The organism is Verrucomicrobiota bacterium (assembly GCA_027622555.1).
In the GTDB taxonomy this organism is placed as follows: Bacteria; Verrucomicrobiota; Verrucomicrobiia; order Opitutales; family UBA2995; genus UBA2995.
Genome location: JAQBYJ010000060.1, coordinates 1 through 22,778, shown reverse-complemented (window position 1 = coordinate 22,778; position 22,778 = coordinate 1). Strand labels below are relative to the sequence as shown.

The window sequence follows — 22,778 nt, the reverse complement described above, 5'->3', positions numbered from 1 at the left end:
TTCTACGTGCCTTGGTGGGTTTCAGCATGGTGTAACCGGTAAAACGATTTGGCCGTTTTCACTCACATAGATACGGTTGAAAGTCCCTCAACATTCACCGTTACGTAATTCCAGTCATGAAGATCGTTTTCGCCTCACTTTTTTTTCTGCTTATTTCAATTTTCTCCATTTGCTCGCTCAATGCAGCAAACCGAATTGTGATCAAGGCAGTGGCTTCTGCAGAGTACGTAAAAGACCGGGCTCTGGATGGCGAAAAAAAGATCCAAACCTACAATTTCGTTGAAGGTCGTTTTTATCCGGGCAGGACCAAAAATCGGGGATTGAAGGAATTTACCTTCATGGATATTGTCACGGACATGGCCGAGCATCTAAAACAGCAAGGCTACTACAATCATCCTTTGGTCGGCGAAGGTGATCTGCTTATCGTGGTGCACTACGGTGTGACCGACTATGAGGAATCTTTCGAAGAGATGATGGGGTATACGTCACTCGAAGACATGGGTTACTCAGAAGATATGGATGCCGGGGCCCTGGCCGATTTTCAGTTCATGCGAAGTGTGGCTGAAAACATGAATCAATCCAACGAGCAATCCACCTATAAAAAAGCCCAACTCCTGGACATGGAAGAGGCTTATGATAGGCGGACGTCGTCCACTGAGGAGCACGAGCTGAAGTCCATGTTGCAGGAGGAGCGGTATTTTGTCGTGTTGATGGCTTACGACTTTCCGTTGATTAAAAAAGGGGAGACCAAGTTGCTCTGGTCAACCCGTTACAGCATTCGCGCTGTCGGTCAGTCTTTCAGCCAGGCCATCCGGGACATGAACCTGGTAGCCGGAGACTATTACGGCAAAAACATAAAGGGCTTGAACAAGAACCGTGCGACCGACAAAAGCCGTGTGGAAATGGGAGAGATTGAAGTAATCGCAACTGGATCAGATGCGGAGCCAGACAATAGCAACCAGGTTAAACATGAAACTTTCTTCGTCATTCCAGGTAATAAACAGTAAGCAACACAGATACTTTAAATTTATCACCTCTAAATTCTCCTCTAAAATGAAACACATCCTCCGTTTCCCAGTTGCTTTCACGGCCGTAATTTTTCTGTTTTTAACCGAGGCACAAGCGGTCAATCGAATAGCAATAAAAGCAGTTGCGTCAGAGGATTATGTAAAAGCGCGAGCAACGGATAAGACAAAAAAAATACAAACTTATCAGTTTATGAAGGGCAATTACCACCCTGGAACCACCTTCGACAAAGGCATGAAAGAGCTGACGTTCGAGGATATTGTCCATAATATGGCGGTGCATCTTCAGAAACAAAATTATTATCCGGAGCTCGACCGCACAAAAAGCGATCTGGTCATCGTCGTTCACTGGGGGCGAACCACAGAAACTGTAAGTGACGATGAATTGCTCGGTTACACTTCCTTGGAAGATCGCGGATTCAATGATACCGTAGCAAATGCAGGAGCGGGAGGGGCCACGCTTACTCCAGGTGAAATGAACGCTACCGCGGATTTTGGATTCAATATGGCAGCGGCAGATTCTTACGCCGATGGAAACGACCGGTCGATTTACTACAAGGCGCAGCTACTCGGAATGGAAGAAGCGTTTCATCAGAACATCACGAGGCGGGAAGAGGAATTACTGAAAACCCTGCTCGCTGAAGAGCGGTATTTTGTAGTATTGATCGCTTATGATCTCCAGAAAATGCTGAACAACGAATTAGAGCTTCTTTGGACAACGCGGTACAGTATTCGCGCCGTTGGACAATCCTACCAGGATGCTATCCAGGAAATGAACTACGTGGCCGGCGATTATTTTGGGAAGAACATCAAAGGACTTACCCAGAGACGGATCGACGATAAGTCCCGTGTTGAAATGGGAGAGATCGAGGTCATCTCGAATGAAGTGGAACCGGAAGCCGAGAATAACTAATCGAGTCTTTTTCCAGAACCTGGATTATTTACTTTCTTTGAGAGTCTTCGCCTGAAGTTCCCCATTTCGCCCAACGATCTCGTTCGTGAAGTTCTCGTTTGGGGTCGTGAAAAGTTCCAGGCCTGACAGGCTCGTGTGAGGCAACCGCAAAGGCTTTCATTTTCGAAAGAATGTCAGGGTGTCTTTTGGACAGGTTTATGGATTCTGAAACGTCAGACCCCAAGTTATACAACTCCCAGTCCTGAGATTCATTGGGTTGAATGGCTTTCCAGTTTTCAAAACGAACAGCTGTTTGTCCGCGATATTCCCAATAAAACATATCATGGCTGTATGACCGACCAGACTCGCCCAAAATTTCCGGAAGGATAGAGCTACCATCCGTATTCTCTGGGACTTCGGTTCCTGTGAGGTCCGCAAGGGTTGCCATCACATCGTATTGTGTAAAAACAAAATCACTGACCCGCGCAGGCTCGATTTTTCCGGACCATTGAACAAGGTACGGAATCTTCAAACCACCTTCGTAAAGGTTGCCCTTGCTACCCCGGAACACCACTCCTGTTTTCGGATTCACGTTAGGAGCAAAAAATCCGTGAGGATGCTCGTTGTTTTTAAACCGTTCCTGTCCGCCATTGTCGCCGGTAAAAAACACGATCGTATTCTCGGCCAGATTCAGTTCCTCCAGTAGGGCCAAGATCGAGCCGAGGTTGTTGTCGACCATGGTACACATGGCCGCATAGTTCTTCGCTTCCTGATCGATAGAAGGGTCATTGATCCAGGCCTCGCCCACATATTGCTCCCAAGCTGGATCGTCGGCTGGAATGTCGAACATTCCATGCGGCGGAGTAAACGGAAAGTAGGCAAAAAAAGGTCGGTCCTTGTTCTTACGAATAAACTCAAGACCTTCTTCCACGATGGGGTAATGGGAGTAAGTTTTCCCATGCCGACCTCCGATATTGCCCATCAGGGGGACTTCTTCGCTGTTCCGAATCAGGTAAGGAGGATAAAAGCTATGGGCGTGAACCTGATCATAGTAACCAAAGAACACGTCGAACCCATGCTTTTCAGGAACACCGGTTGAACCGCGGCCTCCCGCGCCCCACTTACCAAAACCACCCGTGGCATAATTTTTTTGTTTCAGCACTGACGCTATGGTTTCTTCTTCAGCTCGAATGGGTGTGCCGCCAGGGTTATCCCGAACAGATGCATGACCGGCATGTTTACCCGTCATCAGGCACCCACGAAGTGGACCACACACAGGGGATGCAGCCAGTGCATTCGTAAACCTCAAGCCATTCGCCGCCATGCGGTCGATATTCGGGGTTTTTATGTAGGGGTTCCCCATATGTCCCAGTTCAAAGTAGGACAATTCGTCCGACATGATGTAAACGATGTTGGGAGAACGGTCCTGGGCCGTTAAAGCGGTGAGCACTACCAAAAGGAAAAGTGAAATTCGAAAAAACATAAGGCGTATATTTTGAGGTTCCCACTAACAACCAGGCAAACCAATTCACCTTCTCTTGGTTTACCCTTTCTTTGTTGAGTAATCTCCAAGCTTACCAATCATTTTAACTCAAGTATATGAAAAGACTCTTCTTTATCGCCCTAACCATAATACTATTCTCCTTCACTTATTTTGGCTGCTCAAAAGGTGACGGTGTCATTCGACTTCGAGGCGCCTCCCAATTTGACGAAAATCACAGCTACACTCAGACGCTTATTAAATTCGAGGAATTAGTGAAGGAATACTACGGTCAGCCGATTGAATTTGAAATCTACATGAATAGTGAGCTTGGCCTGGAAAAGGACTACTTCGGTTATATGAGTCAAGGGCTGTCCGTTGATTTCGGCCTGGTTTCCCCGTCCCACATGTCGACCTTCTCAAAGGCGGCACCGCTGATGGACATGCCATTTCTCTTCCGTGACATCCATCATTGGAACAAGGTACTAGATGGTGACGCCCTTCAACCCATCGCTGATGATGTCTTGAAACGTGCCGATGTGATGTTCATCGGCTACGCGGGCGGTGGAACCCGTCACTTGATCGTTAATAAACCCGTTACAAATATGGCCGAGCTAGAAGGGCTCGATATTCGTGTCATGGGAGCGCCCATTCAGACCCAAATGTTTCAAGCCATAACCGCGACCCCGACAGTCATCGCCTACAACGAAGTTTATAACGCAATCCAGACCGGAGTCATCGATGCTGCAGAAAATGAAGCCGCGGGGATCCAGCAGATGAAATTTTACGAAGTGGGCCCGGATATCTCACTCACTCAGCACGCCATCACCGTTCGACCCTTGTGTTTTAGTGGTAAAACGTTTCGGCGCCTTCCTGAAGATCTGCAAGCTGCAATCCTCAAAGCGGGAAAAGAAGCAGGAGCTTTTGGTCGGCAAATGGAATCCTCCCAGGATGCTGAAATTCTAGCTCAAATGGAGTCGGAAAAAAAGTTGAAGACTCATACATTCACGGAGCGTGAAACATTGCTCAAACTGGCGACTCCCGTAAAAGAATCCTACGCCAATGAAATCGGAGCCGCCGAGGTGCTGAAAAGAATTAATGAAATTCAATAACCCTGTCATTTATTCGCTGCGCCTAACAGATGAAATCTAGGGTTAAAAAAATACCCGGCTTACTGCTGGGCGTATTGAGGTCATTTAACAGCGGATACCACCGGGTATTGATTGTTTCGATCACCGCACTCATGGCCCTTATCATTGTCCCGGTTTCACTTCAGATATTGTCCCGTTATACAGGAATCATTCCCCGCTATATCTGGACGGAAGAAGTAGCGCGATTCTGCTTTGTTTGGATTATCATGATCGGGGCAATGATTGCTGTTCGTGATGGCACACACTTCGACGTCGATCTACTCCCCAATCCTATTACGAAACGAAGTCAGGGAATAAGGAATCTGATCGTGCATAGTTTCATTGGAGCCATGTCCGGTATCTTTATTGTATTCGGAATCGAATTCGCACAATTCGGTTTCATTCAGTCCTCCGAAATGAGTGGGATCAATATGGCCACCATTTACATTTCATTTCCACTGGCCGGTTTTACCTGGCTGCTTTTTCTAATCGAAAAAGTTGTCGATGACATCCGGCTAATTAAACACACCAGCCAAATGATCGAAGAATGAGCGCCGGTGAAGTATCTCTGATTCTCTTCGGTCTATTCGCAGTTCTCATATTGCTACGGGTCCCTGTTTCGTTTGCTCTTGGCCTCGCTTGTATTCCGGTGTTTCTGATCGATCCCCAAATGAGACCGATCATCTTGCTCCAGGAGATGTGGAAGTCCTACAACTCATTTATTCTTCTGGCGGTTCCATTCTTCCTGCTCGCGGCCAATTTAATGAACGCCTCCGGGATAACGGAACGTCTGGTAAGCCTTGCCCGTGCATCCGTAGGGCACCTACCGGGCGGTCTCGGGCACATCAACGTGATGGTTAGCATGCTCTTCGCGGGAATCTCAGGATCTTCAACCGCCGACGCAGCCGGAATCGGATCCCTCATGATTCCTGCAATGAAAAAGCAAGGTTACGATACCAACTTCGCGGTGGCGATCACAGCCTGCTCATCGGTTATGGGGGTAATCATCCCGCCCAGCATTTTGATGATCGTCTGGGGCGGACTGATGTCGGTCTCCATTGGCGGGTTATTCCTCGCAGGAGTCGTTCCCGGATTCCTGATGGCTGTATTTATGATGAGCACCGTGCTGGTCTACGCCAAGATCCGGAACTACCCCATCTACCAACGAGCATCTCTAAAAGAATTTGTATCCGCTTTCGGTCAGGCGATCTTTGCGCTGGTAACCCCGGCGATCATCGTCGGAGGCATAGTATTTGGGTTGTTTACGCCGACGGAAGCATCGGTCGTCGCAGTGGTATATTCGGCGTTATTGGGCGGCATAGTCTACCGGAAGATCGGTATTAAAGAAATGCCGAAGGTCCTCTATGAATCTGCACGCTTGGCAGCCATTTCTCTTTTCTGTATCGGAACAGCCTCAGCTTTTGGTTGGTTACTCGCTTACTATCGCGTTCCACAGGAGCTGGTAAACTTATTGGCCGGTTACGGTACCGGGATCATTACTACGGGATTTCTGGTTGCACTGGCGTTCCTGATTATCGGTATGTTCATCGATGCGATTCCGGCTATCATCATTTTAGGAACCATTCTGCTTCCAGTAGCAACGAAAGTAGGCATGCACCCGATCCACTTCGCCATCATTGGCGTTATCTCTCTTGCCTTCGGACTGGTTACTCCTCCCTACGGATTGTGCCTGCTTATTTCTTGTGCGCTGGGAAAAATCAAAGTGGTCGATGCGATGAAGGACGTAGGTATCATTCTGATTCCGATGCTCCTGCTACTTATTCTTGTCATCCTTTTTCCCGAAATGATTTTATTTCTTCCCCGTTGGCTAACACCAGAATTTCTGTAAACCAGTTGTTCTTCAAAACTCAATCATCAGAATCAAATGCACTACCCAATCCGAGTCCTCTTCGTTTTCCTCTCTCTCCTTTTAGGCAACTCTCTCCTTCAAGCCGAAGTCTCCCTTCCCAGCATTTTTAGTGACCACATGGTCCTACAACGAAATCGGGAGAACCCTGTTTGGGGCTGGGCCAAACCCGGCGAAGAAATTGAAGTTGAAATAAACGGCCAGAGCCACTCGACCAAAGCCGATGCGAAGGGCAACTGGAAGGTAAACCTGAAACCGATGCCCGCAGGCGGTCCCCACAAACTCGAAATCGAGGGAGAGGACAATGAGTTCTATTATGATGATATATTAGTCGGAGAAGTCTGGATCTGCTCAGGTCAATCCAACATGGCTTGGACAGTAGCCAATTCTTACAACGCGGAGGTAGAATTGCTCACCGCCAATCATCCCAACATCCGACTCATTTCCGTACCGCAAGTCGGGACTCAAGAAGCACAGAAAAACTTCAAAGGGCAATGGGAGGTATGCACGGCTGATGTTCTCGAGAATTTTTCTGCCGTAGGATACTTCTTTGGACGAAATTTGCACCAGGCACTCGACGTCCCCATTGGCCTGATTGACAACGCGTGGGGTGGCTCCGCGGCCGATGCATGGATCCGTAGGGATGTGCTCGAGAAAGACGGACGCTTTGACAAAATGATGGCTTGGTGGAAGGACTATGAAGCCAAGCAGGACGAGGCAAATACGATGACCAAGTTTGAAAAGGAGCTGGCCGCCTGGCGCAATAACGGGAGACAGGGTCAACAGCCGCAGAGACCACGCGGCTTGATGGATGGCAATCAACGGCCAGCCAATATTTATAATGGCGTGCTGCATCCGACCATCGGATACGGCATTCGTGGCGCGATATGGTATCAAGGAGAATCCAATGCCGGCCGTGCTTACCAATACAGAGATCTTTTCCCACTGATGATCCAACACTGGCGCGACGAATGGAACCAGGGGGACTTCCCATTTTATTATGTGCAGTTGGCGGATTTCAGGGAAGAGGAAGCCGATCCTGGAGATACCGATTGGGCGGAACTTCGTGAAGCCCAAACCATGACCATGGATCGCCTAAGCAACGTGGGTGAAGCTGTCATCATCGATGTGGGCGAAGGCAGAGACATTCATCCCCGCGACAAGCAGACCGTAGCCAATCGTCTTTCCCGTTGGGCCCTGGCAAACGATTACGGTTTCGACATTCTCTATAAAAGTCCGACCTACCAATCTATGGAGACAAAAGGTAACAAAATTCTGCTTACCTTCGACAGCGTTGGCCAAGGGCTTTACTCGTTTGATACACGAGAACCTCAAGGTTTCGCCATAGCCGGTGCCGATAAAAAGTTTGTTTGGGCCAAGGCGACCATTGTAGGTACAAACCAGGTGGAAGTATGGAGCGACGAAGTATCCAAACCTGTGGCCGTTCGCTACGCCTGGGCCAACAATCCTGTCTGCACCATGTACAGCCGCGAAGGCCTTCCGATGACTCCTTTCCGCACGGACAACTGGCCGGGTATTACGATGGGCGTAGAGCATCGTTAACTCTACTCTAATATTAAATGTCTCAATCAGCCCAAACACCATTATCCCGTCCCAGCCATTTACCATGGTTGATTCTTCTCCTAATCGGAGTGTTATTGGCCATCGGTTTCTTCGCCATATTTGCATTTCCTTACCTGATATTGGACCCGGAAGTCATCGCCCGTTTCGAAGGTCGCACAGTCTGGATCTTCACTCATGTTGCGAGCGGCTCCATTGCATTATTAGTAGGCGCACCCGTTCTTTGGATGGGAACCAAACGCAAATCGATGCCCTTACATCGAAAACTCGGAATGGTTTATTTGGCAACGGTTACTCTCTCAAGTATTTCCTCCTTCTATCTCTCATTCACAACAGAGGTAAACTGGGTATTCGGCGCTGGTCTATTTGGGCTAGGTTGCGCTTGGGTAATTACAACCGGACTCGGATTTATAGCCATCAAACGCCGCTTCATTCAGCAGCACATGGAGTGGATGATCAGAAGCTATGTGGTCACCTTCGGTTTCGTATTTTTCAGAATACTGGTAGGTATTCTAACAGCGCTTGAAGTAGGAACCCTGTTTGAACGCCTCACCGCTGCAAGCTGGTTTTGCTGGGCATTCCCGCTGCTCTTTACCGAAGCCATTATCCAGGGAAGAAAAATCTTGGGCACAAAAAAGGCTCCCGGAAACTAGAAGCTCAGTTCGCGATTAATACGGCTTGTCCCCCGCCACGGTGACCCGGTGCATTTCGCGACGGTGGCCGTTATAGTCATTCAAAGCGTAGTGCATCACACTGCGGTTATCCCAGAATGCCACCGAGCCCTTTTCCCATTTGAAGCGACAGGTGAAGGCCTCCTTGCGGGAGTGATCGAAAAGATATTCCAGTAGCGGCGCGCTTTCTTCTTCGGTCCAATCCTTGAAGCGCACGGTGAAGGTCCGGTTGACGAAGAGGCCTTTGCGACCGGTTTCGGGATGGGTGCGCACGACCGGGTGTTCCGTTTCCTCAAGGGCCTTGTCACTGGTGACCACCTGCATGTTGAGCCAGTTCTTGGTCGCCCGTCCTTCAGGTCCAAACGGTCCTTTGGCGGTGTGAATACCGACCAGTCCTTGAAGCGTTTCCTTCAGACCTTCGGATAGCGTTTCATAAGCCAGGTATTGGTTGGCAAACAGGGTGTCTCCACCCACGGGAGGAACGTCCAGCGCATACAATATGGATCCGAGAGCCGGAGCTTTCTGGTGGGTAACATCGGAATGCCATACACCGCCAAAGTTACTTCCCTTCTCATTGGCCTCGCGAACCAAGCGAATGATGTGGGGATAGTCTTTCAGGCCTTGGACAAAATCATGTTCATCCAATTCACCGAAACGTTTGGCGAAAGCCAGTTGCTGCTGAGGAGTCATCTCCTGGTCACGGAAGAAAATGACCAGATGATCCAGCAGGGCCTGGCGAATCTCCTGAATGACTTCATCGCTTAAATTTTCGGCGAGGTTGATGCCACGAATTTCGGCTCCCAGAGCTCCTGCTATGGGGACAATCTCCAGCTGTGTGCGAATCATATTAATTTCCTTTTTCTAATTGTTGTTGGCCACGTTTCATAGCCTCTTGTAAAGATATCTTTCCCTCGCCGTAAAGTGGCGAGTCCGAGCCCGAACTGCCCGGCAGCGGATCCGCATTCAACTTGGGAAGGAATTTTTTTAATCCGGTTATGACTTTTGTGAATTTTGGGTCTCCCGCCAAATTATTCCATTCATGGGGATCATTTTCATGGTCATACAGCTCTTCTGATCCATCGGCGTAGACGGTGTACCGCCAACGTTCGGAACGCAGCGAATGATTGTCCGGGCCAAAGGTGCACAGCGCAGGTCGATCCCAACGCGCATCCGGATTTTTTAAGAGAGTGCCAAGACTCTGGCCTTCCAAATCATTTTTGGCCGGTAATCCGCAAAGGTCGGTCAGCGTGGGAAACAAATCAATCAGCCCAACCGGACGGGCACTGCGCCCGCCTTTTTTCATGCCAGGGGCGGAAATAATCAAAGGCACGCGCGTGGTTTCCTCCCAGAGGGTGCGTTTGGCCCAGCGTTGTTTCTCACCCAGATGAAATCCATGGTCACCCCACAAAACAATGATGGTGTTGTCCGCTTCGCCGCTTTTTTCGAGTCCATCCAAAATCTTGCCGATCAAGTCATCGACGAAACTGGTGGCCGCCAGATAGGCGCGGACGGCATGGCGGCTTTCATCGTTTTCCACCATCCATTCATGACGCGGTGCGGTTGGGTTGAGGGTCAATTCCTTGGCAATCTCCGGGAGGTCGTCCCGGTCGCCGGGTATGGCGGCAGGTAGCTGGATATCCCCCAACGGATATAAATCAAACCACTTTTTGGAAGCATAGATGGGCACGTGAGGCAGGTGAAATCCAACCGCCAGGAAAAAAGGCTCTTCCTTTTTCGCCAGTTCGGGAAGTTCTTTTGCGGCCCAGGTGGCCGTACGGTAATCCAGCATATCTTCGTCCGGAACGTCCACTTCCCCCCAATCCCATCCCGGGTGACTTCCCGGAATAGTGAAACGCACTTTTTCTTTTCCCTTGGTCCATCCGGAAGCTTTCTGAATGTGGTCGAAGGAGGCTTCATCCACGGCCCCATGAAATATCTTTCCCATGGTCGAGGTGTGATAACCATGCTTCCTGAAATACTGAAACATCGTTTCCTCGTTCTTCGTTCCATCCACCGACCTGAAATTGGGCCCCAGGAAATACATGCCGGTCGTGGAGGGAAGTTTTCCCAGGATCAAGCTGACCCGTGAAGGATTACAAATCGGTGCCTGGCAATGGGCGTTGGAAAAAAGAACTCCGCGCTCGGCCAATTTGTCGATATGGGGAGTCTGAACCTGGGGATGTCCCCCAAAGCAACCCACCCAATCATTCAAGTCGTCAATGGCGATAAAGAGAACATTGGGACGATCCGCCGCTTGAGCGGAAAACGCGGTGAAGCCTAGAAAAAAAGTAAAAGCAAAAATCCGGATCATACTACGCGCGGATTCCGTCTATGGAAACGCGATCGCGGTCCGCGGGTCCCAGTTTGTAGTTCACGTTCATCCCTTGAAGCATCGTATTATAGACGTCGATACCTTCCGCGCCCACATCCATGATCTGGCCGGTTTTAAAGCGTCCGTTCGCACTGGTGATGGCATGGAAAACTCCGGAAAGCTCGCGCTTCACATCCGAATGGCGCCCATCGCCCGATTCGGTTGAAATGGTGATCATGGAATTTTCGAGGATCGATTTTCCATTCCCTTCCATGGAATCGGCATCGTCCAGGCGCTTCAGGAAGTAGGCGACTTCCCGCATCTTGAAATGCGCGTGAGCCCGTAATTGCGTGTTGGGTTGGTTTTCATCGAACTTATGCCACCACTCATGACTGCACCCGGCGGAACCGGATTTGTTGTGTTGCGCTGCATCGTCGAAAGAAAAGATGTGGCGGCCGTTGTACTCATAGTCACCTTTCACACGCAGCCGTTCACCGGCGGCCAGGAATGTCAGGGCTCCAAAGCGGGCCTTGTCGGTTTGGATGGCCAGCGCATAAAGATCCGCCATCAAACGCCACTCCACAGAAAGGTCTTCGAGTAGCATATCGATGCCTTCGCCTCCGGGATCCGCTTCTCCACCGTGTTTGATTTTTGATTTAGGCGGCAACGCGGGTCCTTCACCAATGGGACGGTGAGAATAAGCCCGTTGCTCAAATTCCCGGACGCGGTCCAGGTGATCGGCGATGCGGGCCTTTGATTGAGCTCCCAGAGGAGAATGGGCACCGGTGAAAAACTTATATTGGCTGACCACGGAATCCAGAACGCTGCGTTTCAAGTGCAGGTCGCGGGCGGTCATGCCTTCCGGAAGTTCCATTCTGCCGAAGACCCGTTCAAATAAATCACGAGGGCGTTCCTGCATGGTGGCGGCCACGGTGCCATCCATATTGTAGGAGTGAACGTAGCGGCTCACCCGGCTGCGGCGGAAATAAGTGCCCCCCGCCAACGTTGGGACAACACCGGATGGCAGACCCTTGGGATAGTGGAAATTACGAACCACCTGATCAATGGAAGGTCCTCCCGATTTGGCCTCACCGAGCGGAGCCTCCGCGGTGAACGAAGCGGAGGCGCCATCGAAATGGGCGTTGATACCCGATTCATCGGCCCGGACCTGGTCCACATTCCGCATGATCAGCAGTTTGTCTCCAAGCTCCTTGAGTGGTTCCAACACGCCCTCGAAACCTTCCTTCTGAAGAGGAGCCGGAATGCCCAAACCAAAAAATACGTTGAAGGCGCGAACCGGTACGGCTGGCGCGGCCACAGCCTTGCCGACAAGCATCTCCTCTAAAAAGGGGACCCCGATGGCAACCGTGCCCAATCCTTTAAGCATAGTGCGGCGACTGATGTTTTTGTACTTCATTTTAATTCAGGGTAGATGCAATCGGTTCGGTTCGGGTGGTTTGCACAAGCTCGCTCATCACGAGTGCGGAAATAACACTGGGATAAGAACCACCTTCTTTTTTGGCGGTTTCATGGATTCTGTCAAGGACGAAAGCGTCCTCCAAAGTCAAGGGCCGACCCAAGGCCCATTGGGCCACCTTCCACGTTAAAGTTTCATTTACCCGGTCACTTTGCGCCAAAAGATCCATCAGCTCGGAAACCGTTTTGTAGGGCACCGCTTCGGAATTTCCTGGAATCAACAATTCTCCGTCTTCCCTCAATTCGTTGCCATGCTCATCCACATGATGGAATGCCCCCAAGCCATCGAATTTCTCCAAGCCAAATGCCAAAGGCTCAAATCGCGAATGGCACCCTCCACAGGTTTTATCGTTGACCCGGATCATGGCTATAAAGCGATTGGATTCACCAGGTTTGGCTGGAATCGGGATCACATCTAATCCGGGCGGTGGAGGTTTGACCGTTCCTCTTAAAAGATCATGCAAAACAAAAAGACCACGTGTTACCATGGAAGCTTCGTCGCCACCTACTGTAAGCATGCTCCCCTGCGTCAGCAATCCACCCCGGTATGGATTTTCGGATAAATCGAAACGAACCAAGCCGTTTTCAAGCGTGGTCGCATCGGCCGATTGAAGACCATAGAAATCAGCTAAGGCAGGACTGACGAACGTGATTTGTGTATTAAGCAGGTCGCCCAAAGGACGGTTTTGGCTCCAAATGACTTCCTGAAAATAGGCCAGGGTTTCTGCTCGCATATCCGCGGCAAGTTCTGGATTCCAGTTCGGAAACTTTTCGGAATTCGGTCGTAGATTTTCCAAACGATCCAAATCGAGCCACTCTTGAATAAACTTCGTCGAGTGTTTTACCGCTCGAGGATTTGCCAACATGCGCTTCACTTGCTTCTCCAACTCGAACGGATACTTTAGCTCATTTTTTTCGGCCGAACGAAATAGTTCTTCATCAGGCGGACCTCCCCAAATCATATAACTCAAACGAGAAGCAAGTTCGTATTCAGATACTGGAGATACCGTTTTCTGTGCCCGTTGTTTTTCCAATCGGTAAATAAAACGAGGCGATTGCAACATGCCTTCAATCATTAACCTGACCGCTTCTTCCTTATCTCCGCCTGCACTGGCAACCGTGGTTGATATTCCACGAATCGCAATGATCTCCCCATCATTCAAAGGACCACGCAGCAACCACCTTCCCATTTTATCGAGCAATGCTCCCATGTCATTGTCAGTAAACTTCAGGTCCTTATAAAATCGTTCAGCAAATGCCAGAACATCCATTTGCCCAACGATGAGGTTCGCCAATTTGGCATAGGCCTGCACGTGGTCGAAATCCACATTCAAATTGTAAGCGGTATTGCTGAATCCGTCCGCACGAAGATCCGGTGGCAAAACATCGCGTACCTCTTTTTCGATATCAACACCCGTCGCATGCCAAACGGTTTCAATGTATTCATCAACAGTGAGTCGTCTGATCCAATTTTCTTTGCTGTCCTCTTTTTCGTAAATAGCCGGATCGATCCAATCAACCGTCCACTCTGCACCGTCATCGATCCATTGTTTTATCAGGTCTTTCTGCTCCTGAGAAAGGTGTGGACGATCTTCCGGCATGTCGTCGAAAAACACTGATTCCCACAAACTGCTTTCCTCGGCATTTCCCGGCAGAATAGCCTTACCAGAATCACCTCCCTTGAAGGCACTTTCCTTTCTCGACAAATCCAAGGCTCCTTCCCGTGCGCTCGAATCATGGCACTCCAAACAATGTTGAGCAAACAGGGGCGCGATCTTTTCCTGGAAAAAGTCCGTTTCCGAAACCTGGTGACCAGCGATCAAAGGGATCGGCGCTCCTGCCTCCGCCCAGTCAAGGAGGATACTTCTTTCTTCAGCCGACAACGTTTCCAGAATTGGTTGAATATCCCGCGTAAAATCAAGGCCCTTCTTTTTGTTTTGGGCTACAACCGGTGAAGCGCTCACGATGGCGAGTACAGTCAAAATGGCGAAACAAGATTTCATTAGGGAACTAACAGGGTAATTTGGTGGCGAACCGAACTATATATCAGAGACACATTTGAGAACCATATCGACTAAAAAAATCCGATTCATTCCAGTGTGGATGTGATTCTTTCTATGGGGTAAATCCCTGACGGCGGTTTTGGCAAAACCGCCCTACCTAAGCTAGACAAATCCAGGGTAGGGACACGCCGAGCGGTCCGCTTCAGATGAGTCTGAACAAAAAGAGGCAAAAATACCTCGGACCTCCCCGCAGAAAGAATCACACCATTCCTGTGTATTACATGAGCGAATCGTGCGCAACGGCCCAATTGACATGGCCTGGAAGCCTGCGTTAGCATCCTCCCAGTTTTGAAAGTACAAATTAAAGGGAGGCCTTGCCAATCATTCAAAGAAAGCAAAAATGTAGGAATACCACCTTTTCACGGTTCATGGTTTCACTCTCTAAGGACTTTTAAGGCTAAACTTCACTACCACCGACACAAAACCCGATGCATAACTTTCGAACAACTCATCCTCTGACCCGGCGCGATTTCCTGAAGAGTGCCGCGGCCGGAGCTGCGATACTCACCACTGTAGATTTACAGGGTCAAAGCAGAGAGGAATCCTTCGATTTGATCGTTGCCGGCGGCACTGTCCTGGATCCCTACAACGAACTGAACAAGACTGCCGACATCGGTATCACGAACGGAAAGATCGTCGAGGTCGCCGACTCACTACCCCGTGGACGCGCGCGCCGAGTAATCGATGCCAAGGGTCTGTATGTTACGCCTGGCTGGATAGATCTGCATACGCATGTATTCGTGGGGACGGCCTCTAATGCGATAGATGCCGACAAAGACGCGGGAGTTTACACAGGCGTGACTACTCTTGCCGAACCGGGTGGGTTCCGGGGTACGGAAGTCGATGCGTTTCGGCGTGACATCGTCGACAAATCCCTGACCCGGGTGATCGGATTCGTGAACGTCGCCGCACACCGCAATGAACCGGATATTCCGATGCAGGGGAGCTGGAAACTCTTTGACCAGGAGATCACCATCCAGGCTATTGAAGAAAACAGGGACATTCTTAAAGGGGTCAAAGTCCTGGCCTCTATCGTTCATGCTGGCAATCTCGGCACAACTCCAACAAAACTTGCGGTTCAGGCCGCCCGTGAAACGGGGACTCATGTCATGGCCCATATTGGGAAAGCCCCTCCAGTAGTTCAGGATACCCTCAGCCTGCTCGACAGGGGTGACATTGTCACTCACAGCTTAAGAGGATTTCCAGGAGGGATTTTCCATGCGAATGGAAAACCGGTAGCCGAGGCTTGGCAGGCGCTTGAACGCGGCGTTCGTTTTGATCTCGGGCATGGTGCGGCCAGCTTCGCCTGGGAAGCCGCAAGAAACGCTCAAAAGCACAACTTCCCCATCCACTCACTTTCCACGGACATTCACACCGGCAACGTCCATGGCCCTGTCTGGTCCTACGGTCGAAATATGGCGAAGTACCTGCACCTTGGGTACACGCTAACCGAGCTCGTTCGAATGACCACCTTAGGGCCAGCTGAGCTAATTGATGAACCTAAGGAACTCGGCTCGCTTTCTCCCGGAACGGTCGCTGATCTTACCCTGTTTCGCATCGCAGACCAAAAGACGAGTTTGACTGATAGCCTCGGTATTACCGAAACGACCGACCACGATGTTCAACCCGTACATTGTATTCGTGCCGGTAGAGTCATCAGTGAGATGAATATCCCTCCCGCATCGTGAAAGGAAAACCCAATTTGATCAGCCCGGATATAGCGATGATCTCGTTATCCACTAATTCACCTCCAGACCAACCCACATCATGCCAACAACACGCATAAAAATTCTTATCTTGTTATTTCTAGTTCCAACATTCGCTTGCCTGGCCCAAAACCAAAAACCTGCCCCCACTCACGCTGATGTAGCGTACGGCAACCATGAGCGGCACGTATTCGATATCTGGCTGACTCCATCCGATAAACCCACTCCCCTGGTGATCTATATTCACGGAGGAGGCTTTCGAGGTGGAAGCAAAAACATCAATGCCAACTCTTTGAAGACATTTCAGGAAGCCGGACTTTCGGTCGCTGCGATCCAATACCGCCTGTCTGACGCTGGCCCCTATCCTATCATGATGGAAGATGCGGCCCGATGCCTGCAGACCATTCGCAGCCGGGCAAAGGAATGGAATCTGGATTCCGGCAAAGTCGCCTGTTACGGAGGCTCCGCCGGTGCCGGCATTTCCCTCTGGTTAGGATTTCACAAAGACCTGGCCGATCCCAAAAGCAAAGACCCCATCGCCAGGCAGTCCACCCGCATCACCGCCGCGGCCACCACCAACGGACAATCCACCTACGACCTGCGAACCTTCCGCAAATGGTTTGGCGTGCCCGACCTGAAAAACCACGAAGCCCTCTACAAATTTTATGACGTCAAAGATGAATCGGACTGGGATTCGCCCCGCGTTAAAAAACTGATGACGGATGCCTCCGCAATCACCCACCTGACCAAAGACGACGTCCCGGTTTACATGACCTACAATCGAGGCGACGTTCCGGTCGATAAAAACACTGCCGAAGGTACCTGGGTCCACCACGTCCTTCTCGGCCTCAGGCTCCAGGAAGCCATGTCGAAAATCGGCCTCGAATGTAACGTGACTTCTCCCGATCATCCGGAAACCAAATACGGAAGTCTGGAAGCATTTCTCATAGCCAAGCTATCTGATTAATTGACTCACTCGTCTGTGCGCAGAAGATTCGATCGAATTAAATGAACACTATGAAATTGCTTAGCTTTTCAAAACAAGGCGTCACCGGATTTGGTGCGCTACTCGATGACGGAATTATAGATTTAACAAATAAGTTGGAGGATGGCGTGGACTCTCTAAAAGGAGCATTAGCTGCCGACCTCCTATCCAAGGCTCGTGAATATGCGAAAGGGCGCTCTACTGATTTTGCGCTGTCGGAAGTGACACTTTTGCCCGTTATCCCGGACCCGGCTAAAATCCTTTGTATTGGCGTGAATTATGAAAAGCACAGAGCCGAAACGAAGCGTCCAGAAGTAGGATATCCGACCATTTTCACCCGCTTTGCCAATTCACAAATTGCGCATCGGCAGGCACTGATAAAACCAAACGTATCCGATCGTTTCGACTTCGAAGGTGAGATGGCCGTAATCATTGGAAACGGTGGTCGAAATATCCCGGAGGAAACTGCGATGAATCATGTCGCTGGATACTCGTGTTATGTGGATGGAAGCGTTCGGGACTGGCAGCGCCACACATCACAGTTTACCCCAGGGAAAAACTTTCCTGGAACGGGTGCATTCGGACCCTACATGGTAACCCCAAACGAGGTTGGCGATTACACTCAACTGCCCATTCAAACACGTTTAAACGGCAGAATCATGCAGGACGCAACTCTGGCCGATCTGATCTTCTCCGTGCCGCATTTGATCTGCTACATTTCCCAATTTACCATTTTGGAAGCGGGTGACGTGATCGTAACGGGAACGCCTGGTGGCGTGGGAGACAAACGGGAACCTCCCCTTTACATGGTTCCAGGCGATACCCTAGAAGTTGAAATTGGTATATTGGGAACGCTCATCAATCCCGTGGTAGCCGAGTAATCTTTCATGTGTGTTAGGACTATTTAAATAACCGATGTCCTCCGGAGCGAAAAGATCTTCGATGAAGAAAGGACGAATTCGTCGTGCGATATGCACGAACGTTTCGTCCTCACAACTACGATTTGCTCGCTTTAGAAACTGAATGTGTTCGATAACGAGATCGTCCTGGGATTGGGAATACGCACAACCGCAATTCGACCATCGGGGTTAGTTTTAACAGGTATGTCACCGTTCTCGCCTACGAGATTACGTACATTCAACTGAATCTTCCAATCGATCTTATTATCCCAGATTTTCTTTTCATAGGAAATCCAGAGGTCTCCGCTGAATAGGCCGTCATCCAGGTAAGGTCTCGATACATCCGGACCGGCAACGCCATCCACCACGGAATACAGGTAACCGGTTGCCGCTTCGTCTTCCCAGCGCACAGCACCACCAATAGAAGCACCCGCCAGAGCGCCTTCATTGAAGCTGTAATTGGTCACTCCGACGAATCGCCATTTCCGTTGTTCATTGGAAACGGTGTTATCCAGCGCCTTGGCAGTACGGACGGGTACAACACCCTGATTACCCCACTGTTCGTTCATTTGCCTTACTGCCTGGGTACCGTCTGCACCAAACGGCAACTCGCCAATTCTTGAAGATACCAAAGCCGCAGTATATTGTGATTCGTATAGCGCCATGAGGTTTGCCGTATCGCTGTTAATCGTTTCCTGCTCGCTGATGTTGGCCAGGAAGCGCCAGTTCGGAGTTGGGTTGAAAGTCAATTCAACTTCGAAACCCTCAGCCACACGGTTTTGCGTGGAGGCGAGATTCGTGATGGGATCCAATATATAAGAATCCCACTGGCCATCCCCATTGGCATCCACTTGCCTGCCATTCAGGTTGTCCCTAATAGCCTGCGGAATGGCGGCTATCGCCAGGGGGTAATACTCCGCATAACTTTTAATGGGAAAGTTTGCCGGATCATTGGTCACTGTCGCATCGATCTGAGCCTGCCACGGTCTGTTCAGGTTGAGTTCGGCATCGCGGTAAGTGTTGATGCGGGCCACCCCAAAGCCACCCACATTCACGCTTGGTCCCGCCGTAACGGCATTCAAGCTGGTTTCAAACCAGTTGAGTTTAACGGTAAATTTGTTGTCCCCGAAACTGGCCAATAATCCATATTCCTCCGTGGTTCCGGTAGGCTGTGGCCAGAAACCGCCATCGACTGAACCTCTGGGTTGAATCGGATTGAAGTTTTCCGATTCGGCATAGTGGACTTGTAGATCCATATCGCCCGGAAGATCCCCCAACAGTACTTCGGGGTAACGTCCGACAACGCTCCACGAGGTGGTGTCCCCGGACTCGTCAAGGGCAGGTGTTGAGCTCAGGCGGGTGAAGTCATCTCTCCATACACCAAAGTTAGGATGGAGGTCCCGGCTTTCAAAACCGACCTCATCAGCATTGGCCCGAATAAAACTTTTAACATCGTCGGTCCGGATGCCATAGAGCCCGACGATATGGTTGTTTAAAAAATAACTCTGCCACGCCAGGGCCTGGGCCTGAATCTCGGTTCTTCCAATGTCTTCATCGTTGAGGTATTCGGTGACGGTGACCGCTCCGGTCCTTAATCTTCGCTCCGCATTGTTGGAACTGGTATCCGCATAGACGGCCTGCATGGTGAGTCCATCCTGGAGCCGCGGGATATTAATTTGTGCCAAGCGGACATCATCAATGGAACTTAACCCACGCAAATCATCGGAAGTGTAAACCATGAGCGTTACGGGACGACGGAAATGGGCGATCGGATCAGCCTGTAGCGCGTTTCCAATATTGAACTCGCTGCTGTTCCATCCCTTCCACCGTTCCAGGCTGTGCGTGTTCAGTGTATAGTCGTTGAAGAGTCCGGTCAGCCGGTGTTTCCCCAGGTGCTTTAACCACCCATCGTTTTCCGTGAGATCCAGCTCTCCGAATACGGTGACCCGGAAGGTTTCCCGGTCGGATTCCCCCAAACGAATGGCGGGAGTCCGCAAGCGTGTGTAGGCCCGGCCCACGTTGGGATTTACCTGACCGTTTTGAGTGAATCGGTTGATATCAACATACACATCGTAAGGACCGGTGGTGCTGGGCGCCTGGGCCTGTCCCGAGAAAAGGAAGTCCTGTTTGTAGTCGTAGTGTTGCTTGTCGTAAGCGATTTCAATGCCCAATTTGTCATCGAAAAAGTTTTGCTCCAAGGCAAAGTTGACCGCATCGAAATTCCGCGTCACGTGGTCTATCCCGCCACTATACACTTTGTTCCGGTAATCAAAAACGTCTGTGTTTTGTATGGTTGGAGCGGAAAATCCAACCGCCCATGGCTCAGCGTAGGCAGTAGTGGCGTTGTAAATGGTGGATTGGGCCACACGGGTCGTCCCCGGAGCGTCGGGGCCCCAGGCATCAATGGCGGCGGGCGTTCCGGCCAGGCCCGTGCTCGCAAGTGTATCCCGGTTGGCGTTCCAGGGAAGAATGAGCACCTGTCCGCCGATATCGTTGCCCAGTCCCTCGTTTGGCACCTGGGCATCCGGCTGATTGTAGACGATGGGGAAGGTGCGGAATGCGGCGGGGTGGGTGTTGGTGTTGATCTGACCTTCCTTGTTGAACTTGTAGGGGTTGTAGGTTTCCTGAAACTTCCAGGTGCCTCCGTCGCTCGGAGCCAATGAGTTGTTGGCGGGCCGTTCACCGGTATATTGCTCGAGACCCGCCGGCACTGGTTCAAACCAGCTGTGGTAAGAAGCGGTGGGTGGTATGATCTCCACCGGAGATCCCCTGGATTGGCCTTCTTCGCCGTTAAACCTGAATTTGGTGGCACCGACCACTTCACTGTTTTTGTTCTCAAAAAGCACGACATCCAGAGCCCCGTAAATGCGTTGGTCCCGATTCCACGCGGGCTCTTGCTTGTATTTGATATGGTCGTCCAGGCCTGCGATACGAATGGCGACTCTTCCGGCGATAATGCTCCGGTTCACGTCGAATTCCCCACGCAAACTGCCATAGTTGTCAAAGCGAACACTAGCTTCGGTGATGCTGGTATCCTGTAATGCCTGTTTGGTGGCATTATTGATCACTCCTCCCGGGCTACCGATACCGAAGAGTAGAGAGTTGGGTCCGCGGCTCACCGTAACCCGCTCAGTGTTGTAAGAATCGAAAGGTATGTCGGTTAAATAGAACCCACGGGTTAAATCGGCTGCTCCCAATCCACGAATGCGCTGATTAAGCTGCGGGTTGGTTCGCGCATCGGTTACCATGTAACGCCCCGTGTCCGATGGAACCCTATTAGCTTCGGCTCCGGAAAAGTTTCCTTGGATACCTCCGACTTCCGCATTGGTTGTGTAAGACAACAGCGTACCCGCATCAGTTGCCCCGGTATCTTTCATAAATTCAGTCGTGTATACACTGATCGCCGCACCCAGGTCTTTCAAATCCGTTTTAATGCGGGTACCGGCCAAAGTAGAGGTAGCCACGTAGCCGGTGTCCTCCGAAGCATCAATGGTGAAGGGAGATAAGTTAAAAATTTCCCCATCTTCTCTATCCTCTTGAGCGAAAAGGTTCGGGAGAAAAGTTAAAAGGACCACTAAAAGAGATACTACAAATATTGGGTCTTTGGTGAATGATCCAAGGCGAAGAGATGGGGTGATAGGTGGTATTGTTTTCATAGTGTGATAGGGATATAACTAGTCCGTATAAAAAAATGCAGAGGATTTAGAACGAGTAACAAAGTTGAGGAAGTTCACGTAGTACGACGCACATAATCATTCAGAAGAGAAAATTAGGAGAGATGATTTATTAGGAGGTATTTATTCTTAACACCCAGCATGGGCATTTCGCATCCAAAGTCTATAAAATAGTCTATCTTTCGGGATCCGGGAAAGGAAGAAAGATGACATGGGAGGATTGTCAGAGACGAATGAAACGTCTGAACTCACAATCTTATGAAGAAATCAATAATCATTACTCCCACATCATCGAAGAAACAGACTGAAGCGACAGCGGAAGTCATCAAGCTTGGAATTGACATCCACAAGGAAAAGTACGTGGTCGTTCGTCAGATCGACCAGCAGGCGCCCCAGAGTCCCCAGCGCTTTAGTCCGGCCAAGTTTCTGGTCTGGGTGGAGAAGCAGCGCGGTCTGGCCCGGCGGGTGGTCAGCTGCTACGAGGCGGGTTGTTTCGGCTACGTGTTGCATCGCAAGCTGGAGGCTCTTGGCATCGAAAACCTGGTGGTGCGCCCGCGCAACTGGGATGAGTATGGCAAGCGTGTGAAAACAGACAAGCGTGACGCGAAGGAACTGTGCGGTCACCTGGACCGCTACCTGGCTGGAAACAAAAGAGCGCTGTGTGTGGTGCGGGTGCCGACTCAGCAGGAGGAACGGGAGCGTAGCCTGAGCCGGCAACGCGAGACCTTGGCCAAGGAACTCAAACGTCTCCAAAATGTCGGTACCAGCAATGGTCTCTACTATGGCATCGAACTGGATTCGAGCTGGTGGAAACCGAAGGTCTTCGAGGAACTGAAACAAAACCTCCCCGAGTTTTTTATAAAAATACTCGAACCCTATCAAGCCATCCTGATCGTGGTGGACCAACAGTTGCGGGAAGCCACGGCGCGGAGGGGAAGAAAGGGGTCAGTCCAGAATGGCGCTAACTTAAGCCGTCTTAACGACTTTTTTGGATTTGTATTTTCCTTTATGTCTTCTG

17 protein-coding genes are annotated in these 22,778 nt (G+C 50.4%); 11 read left to right on the top strand and 6 right to left on the bottom strand.

All coding sequences use genetic code 11. The features are described from left to right. Positions 1 to 116: 116 nt before the first annotated feature. Positions 117 to 1,007, top strand: coding sequence for a hypothetical protein (locus O3C43_15450; GenBank protein MDA1067887.1), 891 nt, complete (start codon positions 117 to 119; stop codon positions 1,005 to 1,007). 46 nt (positions 1,008 to 1,053) lie between these two features. Further along, a complete protein-coding gene (locus O3C43_15445; protein ID MDA1067886.1) occupies positions 1,054 to 1,938 on the top strand; it encodes a hypothetical protein in 885 nt (294 codons plus the stop codon). A gap of 28 nt (positions 1,939 to 1,966) precedes the next feature. On the opposite strand, the gene O3C43_15440 is transcribed toward O3C43_15445, so the two are convergent. Then, positions 1,967 to 3,400 (bottom strand): arylsulfatase, encoded by a 1,434-nt coding sequence (locus O3C43_15440; protein ID MDA1067885.1) that lies wholly within the window; start codon positions 3,398 to 3,400, stop codon positions 1,967 to 1,969. Between the two features lie 116 nt (positions 3,401 to 3,516). Between O3C43_15440 and O3C43_15435 the strand changes: the two genes are divergently transcribed. From O3C43_15435 to O3C43_15415, 5 genes are read left to right on the top strand one after another with little or no spacing between them, the layout of a single operon-like run. Then, a complete protein-coding gene (locus tag O3C43_15435; protein MDA1067884.1) occupies positions 3,517 to 4,509 on the top strand; it encodes a TRAP transporter substrate-binding protein in 993 nt (330 codons plus the stop codon). A gap of 29 nt (positions 4,510 to 4,538) precedes the next feature. Next, entirely contained in the window at positions 4,539 to 5,078 is a 540-nt protein-coding gene (locus O3C43_15430; protein ID MDA1067883.1) for a TRAP transporter small permease, read from the top strand. Beyond that, entirely contained in the window at positions 5,075 to 6,376 is a 1,302-nt protein-coding gene (locus O3C43_15425; protein MDA1067882.1) for a TRAP transporter large permease, read from the top strand. The genes O3C43_15430 and O3C43_15425 overlap by 4 nt, the downstream gene beginning before the upstream one ends. A 36-nt stretch (positions 6,377 to 6,412) precedes the next feature. Continuing rightward, complete coding sequence (locus O3C43_15420; GenBank protein ID MDA1067881.1) at positions 6,413 to 7,957, top strand: sialate O-acetylesterase; 1,545 nt, start codon at positions 6,413 to 6,415, stop codon at positions 7,955 to 7,957. A 17-nt stretch (positions 7,958 to 7,974) separates the two neighbouring features. Then, positions 7,975 to 8,628 (top strand): DUF2306 domain-containing protein, encoded by a 654-nt coding sequence (locus O3C43_15415; GenBank protein MDA1067880.1) that lies wholly within the window; start codon positions 7,975 to 7,977, stop codon positions 8,626 to 8,628. Positions 8,629 to 8,643: 15 nt separating this feature from the next. Here O3C43_15415 and O3C43_15410 read toward each other — a convergent pair whose 3' ends face one another. Genes O3C43_15410 through O3C43_15395 form a run of 4 tightly spaced genes read right to left on the bottom strand, consistent with a single transcriptional unit; the run spans position 8,644 to position 14,436 of the window. Beyond that, entirely contained in the window at positions 8,644 to 9,492 is an 849-nt protein-coding gene (locus tag O3C43_15410; protein MDA1067879.1) for a TauD/TfdA family dioxygenase, read from the bottom strand. A 1-nt stretch (position 9,493) separates the two neighbouring features. Then, positions 9,494 to 10,957 carry a sulfatase gene (locus tag O3C43_15405; protein MDA1067878.1) on the bottom strand — a complete coding sequence of 488 codons (1,464 nt, stop codon included), beginning with the start codon at positions 10,955 to 10,957 and terminating at the stop codon, positions 9,494 to 9,496. Position 10,958: 1 nt separating this feature from the next. Then, positions 10,959 to 12,374: a DUF1552 domain-containing protein gene (locus O3C43_15400; GenBank protein MDA1067877.1), complete on the bottom strand. Its 1,416-nt coding sequence runs from the start codon at positions 12,372 to 12,374 to the stop codon at positions 10,959 to 10,961. A 1-nt stretch (position 12,375) separates the two neighbouring features. Beyond that, positions 12,376 to 14,436 carry a DUF1592 domain-containing protein gene (locus O3C43_15395; protein ID MDA1067876.1) on the bottom strand — a complete coding sequence of 687 codons (2,061 nt, stop codon included), beginning with the start codon at positions 14,434 to 14,436 and terminating at the stop codon, positions 12,376 to 12,378. 488 nt (positions 14,437 to 14,924) lie between these two features. Between O3C43_15395 and O3C43_15390 the strand changes: the two genes are divergently transcribed. The 3 genes from O3C43_15390 to O3C43_15380 all read left to right on the top strand — a co-directional run bounded on the left by O3C43_15390 (position 14,925) and on the right by O3C43_15380 (position 18,068). After that, complete coding sequence (locus tag O3C43_15390) at positions 14,925 to 16,184, top strand: amidohydrolase/deacetylase family metallohydrolase (GenBank protein ID MDA1067875.1); 1,260 nt, start codon at positions 14,925 to 14,927, stop codon at positions 16,182 to 16,184. Between the two features lie 79 nt (positions 16,185 to 16,263). Further along, the gene (locus tag O3C43_15385) at positions 16,264 to 17,169 is read left to right on the top strand and encodes an alpha/beta hydrolase (GenBank protein MDA1067874.1); all 906 of its coding nucleotides are present in this window, start codon (positions 16,264 to 16,266) and stop codon (positions 17,167 to 17,169) included. A gap of 50 nt (positions 17,170 to 17,219) precedes the next feature. Continuing rightward, the gene (locus O3C43_15380; GenBank protein ID MDA1067873.1) at positions 17,220 to 18,068 is read left to right on the top strand and encodes a fumarylacetoacetate hydrolase family protein; all 849 of its coding nucleotides are present in this window, start codon (positions 17,220 to 17,222) and stop codon (positions 18,066 to 18,068) included. A gap of 131 nt (positions 18,069 to 18,199) precedes the next feature. Here O3C43_15380 and O3C43_15375 read toward each other — a convergent pair whose 3' ends face one another. After that, positions 18,200 to 21,742 carry a TonB-dependent receptor plug domain-containing protein gene (locus O3C43_15375; protein ID MDA1067872.1) on the bottom strand — a complete coding sequence of 1,181 codons (3,543 nt, stop codon included), beginning with the start codon at positions 21,740 to 21,742 and terminating at the stop codon, positions 18,200 to 18,202. Between the two features lie 276 nt (positions 21,743 to 22,018). Here O3C43_15375 and O3C43_15370 point away from each other — a divergent pair. Then, positions 22,019 to 22,778, top strand: a 760-nt coding sequence (locus tag O3C43_15370; protein ID MDA1067871.1) for a hypothetical protein, incomplete at its 3' end; no start/stop codon positions are given.